Source organism: Streptomyces sp. NPDC045778 (assembly GCF_056431945.1).
The window spans coordinates 161,083-180,917 of the sequence record NZ_JBWKJZ010000019.1 but is presented as its reverse complement, the minus strand read 5'-3'; the positions used below and the strand labels follow the sequence as shown (position 1 = coordinate 180,917).

The 19,835-nt window shown below is 73.1% G+C and carries 7 protein-coding genes; 4 read left to right on the top strand and 3 right to left on the bottom strand.

Going from position 1 to position 19,835, the window contains the following annotated elements:
• Nucleotides 1–121 precede the first annotated feature (121 nt).
• Entirely contained in the window at nucleotides 122–1,357 is a 1,236-nt protein-coding gene (locus AC07GB_RS24395) for a cytochrome P450 (RefSeq protein WP_478848790.1), read from the bottom strand.
• Between the two features lie 323 nt (nucleotides 1,358–1,680).
• Here AC07GB_RS24395 and AC07GB_RS24390 point away from each other — a divergent pair, with 323 nt between their 5' ends.
• Nucleotides 1,681–2,469, top strand: a complete 789-nt coding sequence (locus AC07GB_RS24390; RefSeq protein ID WP_478848788.1) for a TetR/AcrR family transcriptional regulator — start codon at nucleotides 1,681–1,683, stop codon at nucleotides 2,467–2,469.
• Nucleotides 2,470–3,008: 539 nt separating this feature from the next.
• Here the strand turns inward: AC07GB_RS24390 and AC07GB_RS24385 are convergent.
• Nucleotides 3,009–4,547 (bottom strand): AMP-binding protein, encoded by a 1,539-nt coding sequence (locus AC07GB_RS24385; protein WP_478848786.1) that lies wholly within the window; start codon nucleotides 4,545–4,547, stop codon nucleotides 3,009–3,011.
• Nucleotides 4,548–4,659: 112 nt separating this feature from the next.
• On the opposite strand from AC07GB_RS24385, the gene AC07GB_RS24380 reads away from it, so the two are divergent.
• A complete protein-coding gene (locus tag AC07GB_RS24380) occupies nucleotides 4,660–4,908 on the top strand; it encodes an acyl carrier protein (protein ID WP_478848784.1) in 249 nt (82 codons plus the stop codon).
• Between the two features lie 5 nt (nucleotides 4,909–4,913).
• On the opposite strand, the gene AC07GB_RS24375 is transcribed toward AC07GB_RS24380, so the two are convergent.
• On the bottom strand, nucleotides 4,914–5,780 hold the full coding sequence (locus tag AC07GB_RS24375) for an ACP S-malonyltransferase (protein WP_478848782.1): 867 nt from the start codon (nucleotides 5,778–5,780) through the stop codon (nucleotides 4,914–4,916).
• Nucleotides 5,781–6,090: 310 nt separating this feature from the next.
• Between AC07GB_RS24375 and AC07GB_RS24370 the strand changes: the two genes are divergently transcribed.
• Nucleotides 6,091–7,680 (top strand): AMP-binding protein, encoded by a 1,590-nt coding sequence (locus AC07GB_RS24370; protein ID WP_478848780.1) that lies wholly within the window; start codon nucleotides 6,091–6,093, stop codon nucleotides 7,678–7,680.
• An 80-nt stretch (nucleotides 7,681–7,760) separates the two neighbouring features.
• On the top strand, nucleotides 7,761–19,787 hold the full coding sequence (locus AC07GB_RS24365) for an SDR family NAD(P)-dependent oxidoreductase (RefSeq protein WP_478848778.1): 12,027 nt from the start codon (nucleotides 7,761–7,763) through the stop codon (nucleotides 19,785–19,787).
• Nucleotides 19,788–19,835: the final 48 nt, after the last annotated feature.

The window sequence follows — 19,835 nt, the reverse complement described above, 5'->3', positions numbered from 1 at the left end:
CCCCCCCCCCCCCCCCCCCCCCCCCCCCCCCCCCCCCCCCCCCCCCCCCCCCCCCCCCCCCCCCCCCCCCCCCCCCCCCCCCCCCCCCCCCCCTCGGCGTGTCACCGGGTACCCGGCCGGCTCACTCGCTCAGGCGGAGCGGCAGGTGCTCGAAGCCGTGCAGGCCGATCGCGGTCCGCCACTCCGGGGTGCCGGCCACCTCGATGGTCGAGAACCGGTTGATGATCAGAGGCAGGATGACCTGGGCCTCCATGCGGGCCAGATTGGCGCCCAGGCAGTAGTGCGCGCCGCCGCCGAAGCTGACGTGGCCGCCGTCGTTGCGGGTCAGGTCCAGGCGGTCGGGGTCAGGGAACTGCTCGGGGTCGCGGTTGGCGCCGGCCGTCATCAGGAAGAGCATCCGGCCGGCCGGTATTTCGTGGCCGCCCAGCTGAATGGTCTCCGCGGTCAGCCGGACCGTACCGGAAATGGGGGTTCCGTGCCGGAGCAGCTCCTCGACGGCGCTCGCGGTGATGTCCGGGTTCTCGCGCCACAGCGCCAACTGGTCGGGGAATTCCAGCAGGGTGTGGATTCCGGTGCTGATGAGATTGGTCGTCGTCTCGAAACCGGAGATGAAGAGGAAGGTGGCGAGAGCCATCAGGTCCTCGTCGTCGAGGCGGCCGGCCTCGTGCTGGTCGATCAGGGCCGAGATGAGGTCGTCGCGGCGCTCGGCGCGGCGCTGCGCGAACAACTCGTCGAAATAGCCGCGCAGTTCCATGACGGAGGCGTCCGCCTGGGCAAGCTCGGCGTCGCTGTAGTTCCCGCCGCCCCACACCCGCGTCCAGTCGTTGGCCAGTTTGTAGAAGAGCATCCCCTGGTTGTCGGGTACGCCGAGCATTTCGCAGATCACCGCCACCGGGAACGGGCTGGCGACCGTCGGTACGAGGTCGACGGGCTCGCCGCCCTTGGCGCGTTCGGCCAGGTCATCGACGAACCGGTGGGCGAGCACCTCGATGGACTGGCGCATCTGCTTGATCGCTCCCGGTGTGAACACCGAGGAGGCCACCTCGCGCATGGCCGGGTGCTCCGGGGCGTCCAGATTGACAAGCGCGCGCAGGAACAGACGCAGCGACTCGTGCTCCTGCCAGTCGGCGCGCTGAATCGTCGCGGCCCGGACGCCGTTCTTCATGTTCGCCATCCGGGCGGCCGTGTTCACCTCCTTGTAGCCGGTGATCGCATAGGCGCCGAGAGTGGTGCTCTCGTACACGCGGTCGACCTCGCGGATCGCCGCATACAGCGGATAGGGGTCTTCGATCATGGGCGGAGTGGCCAGGCGGGCAATGGCCGCCTCCGCCTCCTGGATCGCGCTGTCAGTTGTCATCGAAGGCTCCGATCGTGGCGGGACATTCCTGTGGGGTCGCGCGCTCGATTCCGCTTTCAATAGAGAACGCGAATGGTGCCTGAACAGGCGAGCAATAAGCTTCTGACTGGAAAGGGTATGGCGCGATCAACCCATTCCGTACCCCTACGCCCCCCTAGCCGGGGTGTCTGGAACGAGGCCCGGCGGGGCGCGGCGAAACCTTTTGATCTCGGTGGCAGGTCGAGTACGGTGAGCGCCGTCGGCAGGCGGGGGCACGCTTCGGTATATCTGGTATATCTTGGGACCGCCGATTTCAACGGGGATGCGGATACGTGGGAGCGGAGATGGCAGCCGGGAAGGACAGCGCTCCTCGTGAGCGCGCTCGTAGCGCGGAGCTCTTCTGGGGCGACAAGGGGCGGCCGAGCCGTGGGCCCAAGCCAGGGCTGTCCATCGGACGGATCGTGGAGACAGCGGTCGAAGTCGCCGACTCCGAGGGCCTCTCGGCGGTGTCCATGCAGCGGATCGCCAGCGAGTTCGGCTTCACGACCATGTCGCTGTACCGCTATCTGCCGGGCAAGGCCCAGTTGATCGACCTGATGACCGACGCGGCCATCGGCACGCCGCCGGTCCTCGCGGACGTGCCCGGCGGCTGGCGGCCCAAGCTGGAGGAGTGGGCCAGGCAGCTGTGGCACACCTACCACCGGCACCCCTGGCTGTTCGAGCTGCCCGCCGCCCGCCCCGGCGCCATGGGTCCGAACGAGCTGAGCTGGCTGGAGGCCGCGGTCAGCGGCTTCTCCGACACCGACCTCACCGGTGCGGAGCAGCTCGACGCGGTCTTCGCGCTCAGCGGTCTGATCCGCAGCTGGACCTACCGTCCGAGCAGCATGGACCAGGACCAGGGCCGGGACCAGGAACAGAAGCCCATCACGGCCGAGATGGCCGAGCAGTGGGGCTCAGCCGTCGGGGAGCTGATCAAGGAGCACGGGGATTCCTATCCGGCGCTGCTGGCCGCGATGTCCTCCGGCGCCTTCGACCCGGAGGCCGGTGACGGCGAGGAGTTCGGTCTGCGCTGTGTGCTGGACGGCATCGGCGTCCTGATCAGCCAGCGCGCCGAAGCCTCCGCGACCTCCTAGCGGTCCGTCTGCCACGGGCTCCTGGCGGTCCGTCTGTCACGGCCTCTTGGCGGTCTGCCTGTCACGGTCTCCTGGCGGTCCGTCTGCCACGGCCTTTTGGCGGTCCGCCCGTCACGGGCCTCTGGCGGTCCGTCTGCCACGGTCTCGTGACGGTCTGCCTGCCACGGTCTCCTGGCGGTCCGTCTGCCAAGGCCCCCTGGCGGTCTGCCTGCCACGGTCTCCTGGCGGTCCGTCTGCCACGGCCTCTTGGCGGTCTGCCTGTCACGGTCTCCTGGCGGTCCGTCTGCCACGGCCTCTTGGCGGTCCGCCCGTCACGGGCCTCTTGGCGGTCCGTCTGCCACGGGCTCCTGGCGGTCCGTCTGTCACGGCCCCCTGGCGGTCTGCCTGTCACGGTCTCCTGGCGGTCCGTCTGCCACGGCCTTTTGGCGGTCCGCCCGTCACGGGCCTCTGGCGGTCCGTCTGCCACGGTCTCGTGACGGTCCGTCTGCCACGGCCTCCTGACGGTCCGCCCGTCACGGCCTTTGGCGGTTCGCCCGCCGTCACTCCTCGGCGGCGGCCCGTGCGGCCAGCTCCCTGCGGTCCACCTTCCGGTTCGAGTTCAGCGGGAACGCGTCGAGGTGCCGGTAGTGCCTCGGCAGCAGGCCGCTGGGCAGGACCTGCCGAAGCTGCCGGGCCAGGACGGCGGGGGCGGTGGGAACTCCCGTGTAGTAGACGACGAGTTCGAGACCGCTCTCCGCGGGCCGGGTCACGGTCGCCGCGTCGGTCACCCCGGCGCAGCCGCGGATCGCGTCGTCGACCTCGGCGAGTTCCACGCGCCACCCCTGCACCTGGACCTGGGCGTCGAGCCTGCCGAGGTAGGCCAGCTCCCCGTTGGCCAGGCGACGGACCCGGTCCCCGGTGCGGTACCACCGGCGCCCGTCGCGGTCGAGGAACCGGCCCGCGTCGTCGGCGGGATCGACGTAACCCGACGCCATCTGCGGCCCGGCGACGCACAACTCCCCCTCGGAGTCGCACGTCCCGCCGTCCTCGGTCAGCAGGAGCTGGTCGTGGCCCTCGTGCACCGTCCCGACGGGCACGACGCCGTTGACGCCGAGCGCCGGCGAGACCTCGGGTGACCACCGGTGGCGGCTGATCGTGATGGTGAGTTCCGTGGGCCCGTACAGGTTCTCCACGGCGGAACCGGGGGCGGCCGCCTGCCAGTCGGCGGTGTCGGAGCACAGCAGCGCCTCACCGGCGAAGAAGCTCCAGCGCAGGGTGGACAGCGAGGCCGGTGCGAGGCCGCCGCGCCTGCGCACCAGGGCGATGGCGCTCGGCGTGGAGAACCACACCGTCATCTTCCGCTCGGCGACGAACGCGGGCAGATCCAGATACGCCTGCGCCGGTACGGCGTGCACGCTCGCCCCGGCGCCCCAGGCGCAGAAGAGGTCGAACATCGCGCAGTCGAAGTTCAGCTCGGTCGCCTGGGAGAAGACGTCGTCGGCGCTGAAGTCGTAGCGGCCGTCCATGAGGCCGAAGTAGTGGTCGAGGCCGCCGTGGCTGATCGGCACGCCCTTGGGGCGCCCGGTGGAGCCCGAGGTGAAGAGCAGATAGGCGGTGTCGGAGGCCTGTACGGGGCGCGGTGCGTCCAGGGCACGGCCCTGCCCGACCGGGACCTTCCGGAAACGGCCGTCCTGGGCACCGTCGTGTCCGGGTGCCAGGACGGGAAGAGTCAGCTCCGTGTCGGCGAGCGCCGAGAGGCCCGGCCGGTCGGCCAGCACCACCGAGGCCCCGGACACCTCCAGCATCCGCCGGGTCCGCGCCGCGGGGAAGCCGGGGTGCAGGGGGACCACCGTGGCGCCGGTGTACAGCGCCGCCAGGATGCCCGCGTAGCTCTCCACTCCCTTGTCGGCGAGCACTCCGACCGCGCGCGGCGGGCCGTCCGCTTCGGCCAGCAGAGCACCGGCCCACCGCAGGGCCAGTTCATGCAGTTCCTCGTAACTCACGGCTTCGGCGGCCACCCGCAGTGCCGTTCCCTTCGGGGACGCGGCCAGGCCGCGCAGGAAGCGCTCCTGCGGCGCGTTCCGGAGCGTCACGTGCATTGTTTCTCCAGGGAAAGAGGGGGTGTTAAGGGTGGTCGCGTCCGGCCGGGCGGCCTACGTTGCAGACGGAAGGAGTTCGGTCGTAGCGAGTCTTCGGGATTCTGGAGTCATCATGTGGAACGAGCAGTTCGAAGAGATCCTCCGTAAGCACCTGCCATTCCTTTCGAGCGACGAACCGCTGCTCGCGGAAATCAACCTCAGGGATTTCGGTCTGGACTCGATGGCCATGGTCGACGTGCTTGCGCTGCTGGAGCAGGAATTCGATGTGCGGTTTGTCGACGACGCGATGAGCATGGAAAATTTCGAGACCCCGCAGACGCTCTGGAACACCCTGTCCAGGATGGAGCGGGCCACCGCCTGACTTTCTCAGGCCGCTGCGGCCCTGCGGCGCGGCCGCAGGGCCGTCTGCGGTTTGAGCGGCACGACCGAGAAGTTGTCGGTGGCGCATCGCACCCGGCCCCACAGGCTGTCCGGTCCCGATACGTAGAGCTGCCCGACACCCAGGCGCTTCAGGGAGTCCAGCGCGGTCGGCCACTGAACCGGCCTGACGATTCCGTCCAGCACCATCGTGCGGATCTCGTCGCCCGTTCTCAGCACCGACCCGTCGTGGTCCGAGACCACCGGAATCCGCGGATCGTGGAAGACGAGTTCCCCGAAGAGGCTGTTCTCGATGTCGTCCCGCAGCCGGCCGAAGACACTGGCGTGCATGGGCGGCCGCATGGTGTACAGCGGCAGTCCGCCCACCGAGCGCAGCCGCTGCTTCAGCCAGTCGAGCCGGCGCTCGCGCAGCGACAGCATGAAGAAGTCCTCGTCGACGTGGCACGCGATCTCGTGCCATTCGCCCAGCTCGTCGAGTTCGGCGAGCACCTGGGCGAGGGCCTCGCCGGGCGTGCGGGCGAAGGACTGGGTGACCACGTCACCGTGGGACTCGGCGAAGTACGCGTCAAGGCGGTGGCCCCACCGGGCGGTGAGCACCACGGCGTCGTCGAACGCCAGCGCACCGGAGTGGACCGCCGCGGGGACGCCGCCGAAGCTGGGGCCGACGCAGGCGTCGGCCTCGATGCCCAGCTCCTCCTCGCCCCACCGCGCCAGCGCGAGGCAGTTCACCAGGAACGCCACCCGCTCGTACTCCGAGAACTCGCCCTCGGCCGACCGGTAGCGCTCGACCAGTGAATACCCGAGCGCGGCATTCGCCTGGGCCACGAGACGGCGCGCCACCGGATTGATCAGCATGAATTTCGCCACGTCCCCGAATGGGCACGGAGATATGCCGGGGAAAGCTATGGCGGTGCCCGCCGCGCGATCAGTGTCCATGTGTACGACTTCCCATCCGCCCCGTAATGGCGTCGCGTTGGATACGGTGCCACAGTAAGTGTCCGACCGGGGCGATATCACCTGAACCCCTAATACCCCCTAAACCGTGCCCACTTGGCGGCGGAGCCGGTTGTCAGTGCTGAGCGGCCCATGTTAGGAACTAATTCCCCAGCACCTTCAGATGACTCTCAGCCGCGGCGCAAGCCGCCGGGAAGGAATTCGCGTGAGCATGACTGGGCAACGCGTGGCCCGCGTGCGCGATTCGGTGGACAATCTCTGCGGCTTCCTGCTGCGGGCGGCGAAATCGACGCCGGACGCCCCGGCCGTGGTGGAGCGGGACCAGGAGGGCGGCCTGACGACCGTCAGCTACCGGCAACTGGCCGACCGGGTCGACGCGTACGCCGCGCAGTTGGAGCGGCTCGGGCTCGACGTCGGTGACCGCGTGGTGCTGGAGTCGGACGTGTCCTCCGGTGCCGTCGCGATGCTGCTCGCCTGCTCCGCGCTCGGCCTGCCCTTCATCCCGGTGAGCCCCGAGACGCCCGCCAAACGGCTGGCGTCGATCATCGAGACGGCCGAACCCGCCCTGTTCGTCCAGGGCGACGAGGGGCGCAGGGAAGGCATCCCGGAGCAGGTCGGCACGGCGCGGTTCGGCCCGGAGGGGGTACGCGTCGAGCGCCCGCCCGCGCCCCGGACCAGGCACCGCCGCGAAGTGGTCGACACCGACACGGCGTACATCATCTTCACCTCGGGCACCACGGGCCGCCCCAAGGGCGTGGTGATGAGCCACCGTGCGGTCATCGCCCTGCTCCGCGCGCTCCTGAGCCAGGAACTCCTCACGGCTGCCGACCGGGTCGCGTCCACCTCGCCGCTCCAGTTCGACTTCGCCCTCTTCGACATCGGCTTCGCGCTGGGCAGCGGGGCCGCACTGGTGCCGGTCCCGCGCGGTGAGCTGAAGTGGCCGCGCCGCTTCCTCGCCTTCCTGGACGAGGCCGCCGTCACCCACGTCGACGGCGTCCCCTCGATCTGGCGTCCGGTGCTGCGTCACGAGGCGGAGCGGCTGGCGGGAATGACCCGGCTGCGCGGCGTCCTCTTCACCGGGGAGGACTTCCCGCTCCCCGAACTGCGCCACCTCCAGCGGGTGTTGCCGCAGGCACGCATCACCAATGGCTACGGCGCCACCGAATCCATGGCGTGCTCCTTCACCCCGGTGCCCAACCCGCTGCCGGACGGCCTCGACCGGCTCTCCATCGGATTCCCGCTCCCCGGCTTCGACGTCACCCTGATCGACGAGGACGGGAAGCCGGTGACCGAGGCCGGTGTCGAGGGACAGATCCATCTGCGCTGCCCCTCCCTGTTCACCGGCTACTGGGACGACCCGGAGGCGACGAGGAGCGCCCTGGTGCCCGACCCGCTCGACCCCCGCTCGGGCCGCCTGGTGCTGCGCAGCGGCGACCTGGCCTGCCGCGGGGACGACGGGGAGCTGTACTTCCGCGGCCGCGTCGACTCCCAGGTGCAGATCCGCGGCAACAGGGTCGAACTGCGGGAGGTGGAGCGGAGGTTGCTGGACTTCCCCGGAATCAGCTCCGCGGTCGCGCTGCTGCGACCCCGGCCGGGGCACGATCCCGTGCTGCACGCCTTCGTCGTCATGGATCCGGACGGCTCGGCATTCGACCGGATGAAGGTACGTGCCTTCTGCATGGACACGCTGCCCGCCTACATGATTCCCCAGGAAATCTTCGCCGTCGAAGACATTCCACTGACCGTCAACGGCAAGGCCGACCGCGCCGCCCTGGCGGCCCGGACCGCCGGCCATCAGTAGTTTCCCATTACGTGTGGAGTACGCAGATGAGTGAGTTCTGGAACGCTGCGAGATTTTCGGGTGAAGAACTCGCCCGGCACTTGACCGCTTTGTCTGCGTCGGAGCAGAGCGCCGCCCTGCTCCGCCTGGTGCACGACGAGACCGCGGCCGCCCTGCGGAAGGTCCACCCGGAGGCCGCACAGGCCCCGGTGCGGCTCGACGCGGACCGCGCCTTCACGGAACTGGGCCTGGACTCCCTCGCCCTGGTGGAGCTGCGCAACCGGCTGGCCGCCCGCACCGGCCGGGACCTTCCGGTGACGATCGCGTTCGACTACCCGACCGCCACCGCGCTCGCCGGGCACCTGCGGGCCGAGGTGCTCGACCTGCCCGAGGAGCCCCTCGCCGAGGAGCCGCCCGCCTCCACCGACGACGAGCCCGTCGCCATCGTGGGCATCGGCTGCCGCTACCCGGGGGACGTGCGCTCCCCGGGCGACCTGTGGCGCCTGCTCGCCGACGGCAGGCACGTGATCAGTGACTTCCCCACCGACCGCGGCTGGGACCTGGAAGCGCTCTACGACCCCGACCCGGGCGTGCCCGGGACCAGCTACGTCCGGCAGGCCGGATTCCTGCCCGACGCCGCCGACTTCGACGCGGACTTCTTCGAGATCAGCCCCAAGGAAGCCACGGCGATGGACCCCCAGCAGCGCCTCCTCCTGGAGACCTGCTGGGAGGCGCTTGAGCGGGCCGGCATCGACCCGGGCCCGCTGCGCGGCAGCCGGTCCGGGGTGTTCATCGGGGTGGAGCCGCACGAGTACGGGCCGCGGGTGCACGAGGCCCCCGACGGACTCGACGGCTACCTCATGACGGGCACCGCGCCCAGCGTCGTCTCCGGCCGCGTCGCCTACACCCTGGGCCTGGAGGGCCCCGCGCTGACCGTCGACACCGCCTGCTCGGGCTCGCTCGCCGCCCTGCACCTGGCCGTGCACTCGCTGCGCCGCGGCGAGTGCACCCTGGCCCTTGCCGGTGGTGTCACCGTGATCACCAGCCCCGGCACCTTCACCACTTTCAGCCGCCAGCGCGGGCTGGCCGCCGACGGCCGCTGCAAGGCCTTCGCCGCCGCGGCCGACGGCACCAACTTCGCCGAGGGCGCGGGAGTCCTCGTCCTGGAACGGCTCTCCGACGCCCGGCGCAACGGCCACCGGGTGCTGGCCGTCGTGCGCGGCACCGCGATCAACCAGGACGGCGCGAGCAACGGCCTCACCGCCCCCAGCGGCCTGGCCCAGCGCCGGGTCATCCGCCAGGCGCTCGCCGACGCCGGAGTGACCGCGGCCGAGGTCGACGCCGTCGAGGCGCACGGCACCGGCACCCGCCTCGGCGACCCCATCGAGGCCCAGGCCCTGATCGCCACCTACGGCCGCGACCGCGCGCCCGGCGCACCCCTGTGGCTCGGCTCCGCCAAGTCCAACATCGGCCACACCGGAGCCGCCGCAGGCGCCGCGGGCGTCATCAAGATGGTCGAGGCCATGCGCCACGGAGTGCTGCCCGAGACCCTGCACGTCGACGAGCCGTCGCCGCACATCGACTGGTCCGCGGGCACGGTCCGGCTGCTGACCGAACCCACGCCCTGGCCGGAGACCGACGGGCGGCCGCGCCGCGCGGGCGTCTCCTCCTTCGGCGTCAGCGGCACCAATGTGCACGTCATCCTGGAACAGGCGCCCGCGGCCGACGAGGAGACGGCGGAGCCGCCCGCCGCCGAGTCCCCGCACGAACGCGGCGACACCCCGGTGACGCCCCTGGTGATCTCGGCGAAGAGCGAGCCGGCGCTGCGCGCCCAGGCCGGGCGCCTCGCGGACCTGCTCGCCGCCGGTGCCGCCCCGTCGCTGACCGACGTCGCCTACTCGGCGGCCACCACGCGCGCCGCGCTGCCCCACCGTGCCGCCGTGGTCGCCGCGGACCCCGCGGAGGCGCTGCGGGCCCTGCGCGCCACCGCCGAGGGCGCCGAGACGCCCACGGCGGCGCGCGGGACCGCGGGCCCCGGCAGGCTCGCCTTCCTCTTCACCGGGCAGGGCAGCCAGCGCCTCGCCATGGGCCGCGGGCTCCACCGGGTGAACCGGGTCTTCGCCGAGACGCTGGAGGAAGCCGCGGGCTACCTCGACATCCAGCTCGACGTCCCCCTCCTGGAGGTCCTGTTCGCCGCCGAGGGCACGCCCGAGGCCGCCCTCCTGGACGAGACGGCCTACACCCAGGCCGCGCTCTTCGCCGTCGAGGCGGCGCTGTCCGACGTGCTGAGGTCCTGGGGCGTCGTACCCGACTACGTGGCCGGTCACTCGGTCGGCGAGCTGGCCGCCGCGTACGCGGCCGGAGTGCTCTCCCTGGAGGACGCCGCCCTGCTGGTCGGCGCCCGCGGGCGGCTGATGCAGGACATCCCCGAAGCCGGAGCCATGGTCGCCCTGGAGGCGGCCGAGGACGAGGTGGTCCCGCACCTCACGGACCGGGTGAGCGTCGCGGCCGTCAACGGCCCGAACTCGGTGGTCCTGTCCGGCGACGAGGACGCGGTCGAGCGGATCCTGGCGCGGTTCGCCGGCCGCAGGTCCAAGCGGCTGCGCACCTCGCACGCCTTCCACTCGCCGCTGATGGAGCCGATGCTCGACGAGTTCCGGCAGATCGCGGAGGCCATGCACCACCGCGCGCCGCGCATTCCGCTCGTCTCCGACGTCACGGGCCGGCCCGTGACGCCCGACGCCGAGTACTGGGTCCGGCACGTGCGCGAGACCGTGCGCTTCCACGACTGCGTGCGGTGGCTGGAGGCGGAGGGCGTCACCACGTACCTGGAGCTGGGCCCGGACGCCGTACTGTCCGCCCTGGGCCGGGACTGCCTCACCGCCGACAGCGCGGACGCCCTGTTCGCGCCGGTGCTGCGGGCCGGCCGCGACGAGGAGCGCGAACTGGCGGCGGCGGTGGCCGCCGCCCACGTCCGGGGGGTGCGCGTCGACTGGGAGGCGTTCTTCGCCGGGCACGGCGCTCACCGGACCGAGCTGCCCACCTACGCCTTCCAGCGGCGACGGTACTGGATCGACGTGGGGACCGGCGGGGACGTCAGCTCGGCCGGGCTCGGCCGCCCCGACCACCCGCTGCTCGGCGCCGTGGTGGGCCTCGCCGGAGCCGACGGTGTGGTGCTGACCAGCCGCCTCTCGGTCTCCTCCCACCCGTGGCTCGCCGACCACGCCATATCCGGGGTCGTCCTGCTGCCGGGCACCGCCTTCGTCGAGCTGGCCGTCCGGGCCGGTGACGAGGTCGGCTGCGGCACGGTCGACGAACTGACGCTCCAGGCCCCGCTGACGCTGCCCTCCGGCGGCGCCCTCACCGTGCAGGTGGCCGTCGGACCCGCCGAAGGACCGGGCCGCAGGCCGGTCGACATCTACTCGCGCGCCGAGGACGGCGAGCCCTGGGTCCGCCACGCCACCGGCGTCCTCGCCCCCACCGAGGAAGCCCCCGCGGCCCCGCCGGCCGCGGCCGACTGGGCCGACCTCGCCTCGGCCTGGCCGCCCCCGGGCGCCCGCCCGGTCGACATCACCGGCCTCTACGCCGAACAGGCCGGGCAGGGCTACGGGTTCGGCCCGACGTTCCAGAACCTGCGCGCCGTCTGGAGGCGCGGCTCCGACGTCTTCGCCGAGGTCGCCTTCGCGGAACGGGCCGAATCCCAGGCCGAGCGGTTCGGGCTGCACCCCGCGCTCCTCGACTCCGCCCTCCAGGCCATGGCGTTCCTCGGCGACCGCGAGACGGACGGCGACGGCGAGGGCGAGGGCGACGGCGACACCAGGATCCCCTTCGCCTGGAGCGGCGTCTCCCTGCACGCCCAGGGGGCGTCCGCGCTCCGCGTGCGGCTCTCCCCGACCGGCCAGGACGCGGTCGCGGCCGTCATCGCCGACCCGACCGGCGCACCCGTGGCCACCGTACGTTCCATCACCGTGCGCCCGGTGAGCGCCGAAGCGCTCCAGAGCGCCCGGCAGTCCCGGTACGAGGCACTGCACCGGGTCGCGTGGGCGCCGGCGGGCCGGGCAGCGGACACCGGCCACGGCCGGCTGGCGGTGCTCGGCACGGCGGGTCCCGCCCTGGCCGGGGCGCTGGGCGCGCAGGACGGCGTACCGGCGTACCCGGACCTCGTCTCGGTCGGCGAGGCCGTCACGGCCGGTGCCCCCGTTCCCGACGTGCTCCTTGCCGCCTTCGGGCCGTCCGAAGGCGCTCCGCCCCAGGCCGCGCGGGACGCGGTCAAGCGACTGCTCGAACTGCTCCGCCAGTGGCAGGAGTTCCAGGCCGACGAGCGGTTCTCCACGACCCGGCTCGCCGTCGTCACCACCGGCGCGGTGGCCGCGGGACCCGGCGAGCGGGCCGAGCCCGGCAGCGCCCCCCTGTGGGGGCTCCTGCGCGCGGCCCGCGCCGAACAGCCCGACCGCTTCGTCCTGGTGGACCTCGACCCGGACGACAAGGGGGCCCCGGCGGGCCCGCTGCGCGGCGGACTCGCCTCCGGGCACCCCGAGTTCGCGCTCCGCGGCGGGACGGTCCTGGTGCCACGCCTTGAACGCGTGCCGGTGCCCGCGACCGTGGCACCCTCGCCCTGGGACGCCACGGGCACGGTGCTGATCACCGGCGGCACCGGAGGCCTCGGCGGCCACATCGCCCGCCACCTCGTCACTGCCCACGGCGTCCGCCACCTGCTGCTGGCCGGCCGCCGCGGCCCCGAAGCCCCGGGCGCCGACCGGCTGCGCGCCGAGCTGACAGACCTCGGCGCCGAGGTCGACGTCGTGGCCTGCGACGTCTCCGATCGTGACGCGGTCCGGCGGCTGCTGGCCGCCGTGCCCGCCGACCACCCCCTGACCGGCGTGGTCCACACCGCGGGAGCGGTGGCCGACGGCCTGGTGGGAACCCTGACCGACGAGCAGGTCGACACGGTCTTCGCCCCGAAGGCCGACGCGGCCTGGCACCTGCACGAGCTGACCCAGGACCTGGACCTGTCGGCCTTCGTGCTCTTCTCCTCGGGCGCGGGCGTCCTCGACGCGGCGGGCCAGGGCAACTACGCCGCCGCCAACGTGTTCCTCGACGCCCTGGCCCAGCACCGCCACGCGGCCGGGCTGCCCGCCCTCTCCCTGGCCTGGGGGCTGTGGGGCGGCGGCGACGGCATGGGCGGCCGGCTCGACGAGGCCACGCTGCGGCGCGCCGACCGGTCGGGCCTCGCCACGCTCTCCGCGGCCGAGAACCTCGCCCTCTTCGACCAGGCACTCGGCCTCGGCGGCGAGGCAGGGGCCGCCGTGCTGCCGATCCGGATCGACACGGCCGCCCTGCGCGGCCGCACCGACGGCGTTCCCGTGCTGCTGCGCGGCCAGGCCCCCGCGCCCACCCGCCGTACGACCGCCGCCGCGACGGCCGCGGACCAGGGCTCGTTCGCCCGGCACCTCGCAGGCCTCTCCGGGGCCGAACGCGACCGGTACGTACTCGATCTGGTGCGGGCCCGGGTCGCCGCGGTGCTCGGGCACGACGGCGTGGCGGCGATCGACCCCGGCCGGGCCTTCAGCGAGACCGGCTTCGACTCCCTCGCGGCGGTCGAACTCCGCAACGCGCTGAACTCCGCGACCGGGCTGCGGCTTCCCTCCACCCTGGTCTTCGACTACCCCACACCGCACGCCCTGGCCGACTTCATCCAGGCCAAGGCGCTGGACGCGGGTGCCGCCACCGCTGCGCCGCTCCCGGCGGTGCCCGGTGCCGACCTCGCGTCGGAGCCGGTCGCCATCGTCGGGATGGCCTGCCGCTACCCGGGCGGAGTCACCTCCCCGGAGGACCTGTGGCGTCTGGTGGAGCAGGGCGAGGACGGCATCTCGCTCTTCCCGGACGACCGCGGCTGGGAGGTCGAGAAGCTGTACGACCCCGAGCCGGGCACCCCGGGCAAGAGCTATGTCCGCGAGGGCGGATTCCTCCACGACGCCGCCGAGTTCGACCCGGCGCTCTTCGGGATCGGCCCCCGCGAGGCGCTGGCCATGGACCCGCAGCACCGGCTGCTCCTGGAGACCACCTGGGAGGCGGTGGAGCGGGCCGGCATCGATCCGACCTCGCTGCGCGGCAGCCGCACCGGCGTCTTCGCCGGTGTGATGTACCACGACTGGGCCACCCGGCTCGCGGCCGCTCCCGAGGAACTCACGGGCTATCTCGGGATCGGCAGCGCCGGATCCATGGCCTCCGGCCGACTCGCGTACACCTTCGGCCTTGAGGGGCCGGCGATGACGGTGGACACGGCCTGCTCGTCCTCGCTTGTGGCGCTGCACCTGGCCGTGCAGGCGCTGCGCTCGGGGGAGTGCTCGCTGGCCCTCGCGGGCGGTGTGACCGTCATGTCCACCCCGAAGACGTTCGTCGACTTCAGCGCGCAGCGCGGTCTGGCCGCGGACGGCCGGTCCAAGTCGTTCGCCGCGACCGCGGACGGCACCAGTTGGAGCGAGGGCGTGGGCATGCTCCTGGTCGAACGGCTCTCGGACGCCGAACGGCTGGGGCACCCGGTGCTCGCGGTCGTCCGGGGCACGGCCGTCAACCAGGACGGCGCCTCCAACGGCCTGACCGCGCCCAACGGCCCCTCCCAGCAGCGGGTGATCCGGCAGGCGCTGGCGGTGGCCGGTCTCGAACCGGGAGACGTGGACGCGGTGGAGGCGCACGGCACCGGCACCAGGCTGGGTGACCCGATCGAGGCGCAGGCGCTGCTCGCCACCTACGGCCAGGACCGGCCGCAGGACCAGCCGCTGTGGCTGGGCTCGATCAAGTCGAACATCGGCCACACCCAGGCGGCCGCGGGCGCGGCGGCGATCATCAAGATGGTCGAGGCGATGCGCCACGGCGTGCTGCCGAAGACCCTGCACATCGGAGAGCCCACACCCGAGGTGGACTGGTCCGAGGGCGCGGTGGAACTGCTGACCGAGGCGCGCCCGTGGCCGGAGCACGGCCGCCCCCGCCGGGCCGGGGTCTCCTCCTTCGGCGTCAGCGGCACCAACGCCCACATCATCCTCGAACAGCCCGCCGCCGCACCCGCCGACGAGCCCGGACCGGACGCCGCCGACCTCGGCAGCGCCGCGGGACCGGTGCCCTGGCTGCTCTCCGGCAAGACCGCCGATGCGCTGCGGGCACAGGCCGCGCGTCTGTGGTCGCACCTGGGCTCGGACGAGACGGACGTCGCCGCCGTGGGCCGGTCCCTGGCGACCGGACGCGCCGCGCTCGACCACCGCGCGGCCGTCGTCGGCACGACACGCCAGGACTTCGTCCGAGGCCTGGCGGCGTTGGCGGAGGGGGCGCCGTCGGCTGGTGTGGAGCGGGGCGTGGTGCGTGCTGGTGGTGCGACCGCGTTCTTGTTCACGGGGCAGGGTGCGCAGCGGGTCGGTATGGGCCGTGAGTTGTACGAGGTGTTCCCGGTGTTCGCCGAGGCGTTTGACGCGGCGTGTGAGGCGGTGGGTCTGGATCGTTCCGTCTTCCAGGACGCAGGTCTGTTGGGTCGTACGGAGTTCACGCAGTCGGCGTTGTTCGCCGTGGAAGTGGCGTTGTTCCGTTTGGTGGAGTCCTGGGGTGTGGTGCCGGACTTCGTGGGCGGGCACTCGGTGGGGGAGTTGGCGGCGGCTCATGTGGCGGGGGTGTTGTCGCTGGAGGATGCGGGTCGTGTGGTGGCGGCTCGTGGCCGGTTGATGCAGGCGTTGCCGCCGGGTGGGGCGATGGTGTCCCTGGTGGCCACGGAGGAGGAGGTCCGTGCAGCCCTGGTGGAGGGTGTGGATGTTGCCGCGGTGAACGGTCCGCGGTCGGTGGTGATCTCCGGTGACGAGGACGCTGTACTCGCCGTTGCGGCGGGGTTTGAGCGCTCGCGGCGCCTGGAGGTGTCGCATGCGTTCCACTCGGCGCGGGTGGAGCCGATGCTGGACGACTTCCGCGCGGTAGTGGAGGGGGTGTCCTTTGCGGCGCCTCGGATTGCGATGACGGGTGCGGTCACGGATCCGGAGTACTGGGTGCGGCACGTGCGGGAAGCAGTCCGCTTCGCGGACGAGGTAGCTGCGCTGCACGCTGAAGGAGTACGGACGTTTCTGGAGTTGGGCCCGTCGGGTGTGCTGACGGCGATGGTCCAGGACTGCTTGTCCGAGGTCGAGGGCACAGTGTGTGTCTCGGTGCTGCGCAAGGACGGCAGTGAGCCGGAAGCCCTGGTCACGGCGTTGGCCCGCTTGCATGTGAACGGGACCCGGGTGGACTGGGAGGCCTTCTACGCCGGGCGCGGAGCCCGGCGCGTGGATCTTCCGACGTACGCCTTCCAGCGGGAGCGGTACTGGCTGGACACCTCGGGTGCTGGTGGGGGTGATGTGGCGTCGGTGGGTCTGGATGCCGCTGATCACCCGCTGCTGGGCGCGGTGGTGGTCTCGCCGGGCGAGGGCGGGGTGGTCCTCACCGGGCGGCTCGCCACGGCCACGCACCCCTGGCTCGCCGACCACCAGGTGCACGGCCGGGTCCTGGTGTCCGGCACCGCGCTCGTCGAGCTGGCGGTCCGGGCGGGTGACCAGGTCGGCTGTGACGAAGTGGAGGAACTGACGCTCCAGACACCGCTGTTGCTGCCGGAGACCGGCGGCGTAGCGGTGCAGGTCGTGGTCGGGGACGCCGACGACTCCGGGCGGCGCCCGGTCACGGTGTACTCCCGTGACGAGGCGTCCCCCGCCGGGCAGGGCTGGATCCGCCACGCCGAGGGCACGCTGACGGCCGGTGCGGCGGAGGTCGACGCCGGACTCACCGAATGGCCGCCCCCCGGGGCGTCCGCCGTCGACGTCACCGGTGCCTACGAGCGGCTTGCCGGGCGTGGCTACGACTACGGCCCCGCCTACCAGGGCCTGCGGTCGGCCTGGCGGCGCGGCGACGACGTCTTCGCCGAGGTCGCCCTGGACGCCGAGACGGCCGAGGAGGCCGAGCGGTTCGGCCTGCACCCGGCGCTGATGGACGCGGCGATGCACGTGGAGGCGCTCCTCGACGAGGGCGGCCAGACGCTGCTGCCCTACGCCTGGGGCGGAGTCTCGCTGCACGCCGCGGGTGCCACCGCGCTGCGCGTGCGCCTGCACCGCGAACGGGGCTCCGACGTGGCGTCGATGCACCTGGCCGACCTGGACGGCAAGCCCGTGCTTACCGTGCGGTCGCTGGTGGGGCGGCCCGTGTCCGCGGGGCAGCTGGCGGCGCCCTCTGCACACGACAGCTCGCTGTTCCGGCTGGCCTGGGAGCCGCTACGGTCCGCCGGCCCCGGCACGGAGGACAAGGCGCTCAGCTGGGTGGGCGGACAGCCCGGTGCGGACGCGGCCGGGCACTTCCCCGACCTGTCCGCGCTGGCGGAGGCGGTCGCGTCCGGTGCTCCACAGCTCCCGCGCACCGTCGTGCTGACCTGCGCTCCGCCGGACTCCGGCGACGTCCCCGACCGCGTACGGGCCCTGACGACCCACGTGCTGGACACCGTGCGGGCGTGGCTGGACGACGAGCGGTTCGCGGGCTCGGAGCTGGTCGTGCTGACGCGGGGCGCCGTGGGGATCGACGGCGAGGGCGTCACCGACGTCGCGGGCGCCGCGGTGTGGGGTCTGGTGCGGGCCGCGCAGGCGGAGAGCCCCGGACGCCTGATCCTGGTCGACGCGGACGCCGACGCGGCGGGCTCCGACGACGGGGCCACCGCGCGCGCTCTCGCGCGCGTCGTGGCCTCGGGCGAGCCGCAGGCGGTGCTGCGCGACGGCGAGCTGTACGTCGCGCGGCTGCGGCCCGCCTCGTCGAGCAGCGGCCTGGTGCCGCCCGCCGGAGCACCGCACTGGCGCCTGGAGGCGACCGGCAGCACCCTGGACGAGCTGGCCCTCGTGCCGTCGGACGAACCCGGTGCCCCGCTGGGAGCCGGGCAGGTGCGGGTCGCCGTACGCGCTGCCGGGGTGAACTTCCGGGACGTCCTGGTGACCCTCGGCATGTACCCCGGCGGTGGCAAGATCGGTGGCGAGGGCGCCGGACTGGTCCTGGAGACCGGCCCCGGTGTGACGGGGCTGCGCCCCGGCGACCGGGTCATGGGCATCTTCACCAACGCCTTCGGGCCGGTCGCGACGACCGACCACCGGCTGCTGACCCGGGTGCCGGGCGGCTGGTCGTTCGAGCAGGCGGCCACCGTGCCCCTGGTCTTCCTCACCGCCTGGTACGGCCTGGTCGACCTGGCGGACACGCGTACCGGTGACCGCGTGCTCGTGCACGCGGCGGCCGGCGGCGTCGGCATGGCCGCCGTGCAGGTCGCGCGGCACCTGGGCGCCGAGGTGTTCGGCACGGCCTCGCCCGGCAAGTGGGAGACGCTGGCCGGCCTCGGCCTGGACGAGGCACACATCGCCAGTTCGAGGACGCTCGACTTCGAGGAGGCCTTCCGCGCGGCCACGGGCGGCCGTGGCGTGGACGTCGTACTGAACTCCCTGGCACGGGAGTTCGTGGACGGGTCGCTGCGGCTCCTGGCGGACGGCGGCCGGTTCGTCGAGATGGGCAAGACGGACCTGCGGGACGCGAGGGACGTGGCGGCACGGCACCCGGGCGCGACGTACCAGGCGTACGACCTCATGGACGCGGGCCCGGACCGGATCCAGGCGATGCTGACGGAGCTGATGGCGCTGTTCGAGGCGGGTGCCCTGCGCCCGCTCCCCGTCCGGGCGTGGGACGTACGACGGGCCCCGGACGCCTTCCGCCATCTCAGCCAGGCCCGCCACATCGGCAAGCTGGCGCTGACCGTGCCGCCGCGCCTGGACCCCGAAGGCACCGTACTGATCACCGGAGGCACCGGCGCGCTCGGCGGCCTGCTGGCCCGGCACCTGGTCACCCGCCACGGCGCGGGCCGGCTGCTCCTGGTGAGCCGGCGCGGCACGGCGGCGGCGGGCGCCGAGGAGCTGGTGGCGGAACTGACCGGGCTCGGCGCTTCGGTCACCGTGGCCGCTTGCGACGTCGGTGACCGCGCCGCGCTCGCCCGGCTCCTCGCGGACATCCCCGCCGGGCATCCGCTGACCGCGGTGATCCACACGGCGGGCGTCCTCGACGACGCCGTGTTCGCCTCGCTGACGCCCGAGCGGATGGACGCGGTGCTGCGGCCCAAGGCCGACGCGGCGTGGCACCTCCACGAGTTGACCCGTCACCTGGAGCTTTCGGCGTTCGTGCTGTTCTCGTCGGCGGCGGGGGTCCTCGACGGCGCGGGCCAGGGCAACTACGCGGCGGCCAACGCCGTCCTGGACGCCCTCGCCCAGCACCGGCGGGCGGCGGGACTGCCGGCCCAGTCGCTGGCGTGGGGCCTGTGGGCGGGCGACGGCATGGGCAGCGCGCTCAGCGAGGCCGATCTGCGGCGCATGGAGCAGCAGGGGGCCAAGGCGCTCACGCCGGAGCAGGGGCTCGACCTGCTCGACGCCGCCGGACAGATCGACGAGGCCACCCTCGTACCGGTGCCCATGGACCTGGGCGCGCTCTCCGCCGGCGGGGATCTGCCGCCGCTCTACCAGGGCCTGGTGCGGGTGCGCGCCCGAAGGGTCGTCGACACGTCCGAGGCGGTGGACGACGGCCAGTCGCTGACCGCGCGGCTCGCCGGTGTGCCGCACGACAAGCGCGGCGCCCTGCTCCTGGACCTGGTCCGGGAGCACGCGGCGGCCGTCATCGGCCACGCCGACGCGGGGGCGATCGACGCCGACCGGGCCTTCAAGGACATCGGCTTCGACTCGCTGACCACCATCGAGCTGCGCAACCGGCTCGGTGCGGCGACGGGCCTCAGGCTGCCCGCCACGCTCGTCTTCGACTATCCGGACCCGCAGGTCCTGGCCCAGTACCTGCTCACCGAGCTGGTTCCGGACGCGGAGCCGCCGTCCGCCGCCGACCAGGAGGAGGCGTCGATCCGCGAGATCCTGGCCGGCATCCCCCTGGCCCGGATGCGGGACACGGGTCTGCTCGACTCGCTGCTGAAGCTCGCCGACGGCGACGCGGGCGGCGCGGGCGAGGCGGACGAGCGGGCCGGTCAGGCCGAGGACCAGGTGGCCGCGCTGAAGAGCATGGACGTGGGCGACCTGCTCCGGGCTGCCCAGCGCACGACCTCGGGCTGACCGGGACAAGCGTCAGGGGCGGCTCCTCGGGGAGCCGCCCCTGACGCT